Raw genomic sequence first — 1,190 nt, 5'->3', positions numbered from 1 at the left:
TTGCCATCAATGATGATATTTTACGACACAACGGGATAAATTTTCCCAAAATCCCAAAAAATGTTTGTGTAAATTTTTAAAAAGCTTGCGTCTGAGCACTTTTTATGGTCTTGCAAAGAACTGAAAAGCAAAAATACATAAAGGTCCTTTTGTACTTTTTTCTGCAACGCCCATAAGCAAAGACAATGAAGAGCATACAAGGATTATGGAGAGAGCCGCAAGGCTAACAAGGGGGGGGTAAACCCGAAAATAAAAAAAGAGCTTGACTGTTAAAGGCAGCAAAGAAAAGTGCCATAAAGACAACAAGAGAGTTCTTTTTGCAAGAATAGAATTGGATAGAAACGATGAAAATTAATGGCAATGAAATTCGTCCTGGTAATGTGATCGAACATCAAGGGAGCTTATGGGTTGCTGTTAAATGTAACGCTGTAAAACCAGGAAAAGGTGGTGCATTTAACCAAGTTGAAATGAAAAATTTGATTGATGGTACAAAACTTAATGAACGATTTCGTGCTGCTGAGACAGTTGAACGCGTGCGCCTTGAACAAAAAGATTTCACCTTTCTTTATCAACAAGGGGATGCTTTGGTCTTTATGGATTCAGAATCTTATGAACAACTTGAACTCCAAAAGGATTTTGTTGGTGAACGTGCCGCTTTTCTCCAAGATGGGATGACTGTCACAGTTGAACTTTATCAAGAAAAGCCTATCGGCATCTCACTTCCTGATCAGGTTGCTGTCACGATTGCTGAAGCCGATCCTGCACTTAAAGGACAAACAGTTACAGCTTCTTATAAACCCGCTATTCTTGAAAATGGGATTCGGATTCTTGTTCCTCCCTTTATGAATGCTGGTGAACGTATCATTGTAGACACCAATGAGTTGATTTATTTGCGTCGCGCAAATGAAAAAGATAAATAAAGGAATAAACAATGGCCCATTCTGCAGTCATGAATGTCATGGTGCAAGCTGCAATGAAAGCAGGACGCTCGTTGGTACGTGATTACGGTGAAGTGCAAAATTTGCAAGTGTCTTTGAAAGGACCTGCAGATTATGTCAGCCAAGCAGATCGCAAAGCGGAAAAAATTATTTTCAATGAACTAAGCAAAGCACGCCCCAAATTTGGTTTTCTGATGGAAGAGTCTGAGGAAATCATTGGCGAAGATTCACAACATCGTTTTATTGTTGATC

The 1,190-nt window shown here is 39.2% G+C and carries 2 protein-coding genes; both read left to right on the top strand.

Annotation, left to right across the window (positions count from 1 at the left end; translation table 11 throughout):
* Window positions 1-344: 344 nt before the first annotated feature.
* Window positions 345-920, top strand: coding sequence for an elongation factor P (gene efp, locus ACFIO3_RS13415; protein ID WP_375606557.1), 576 nt, complete (start codon window positions 345-347; stop codon window positions 918-920).
* An 11-nt stretch (window positions 921-931) separates the two neighbouring features.
* On the top strand, window positions 932-1,190 hold a 259-nt coding region (locus tag ACFIO3_RS13410; protein ID WP_375686458.1), incomplete at its 3' end, for an inositol monophosphatase family protein.

This window comes from Bartonella sp. AD328YNZD (genome assembly GCF_042196425.1).
Note: the sequence above shows the minus strand (reverse complement) of the source record. Positions and strands in the feature narration are given on the sequence as shown.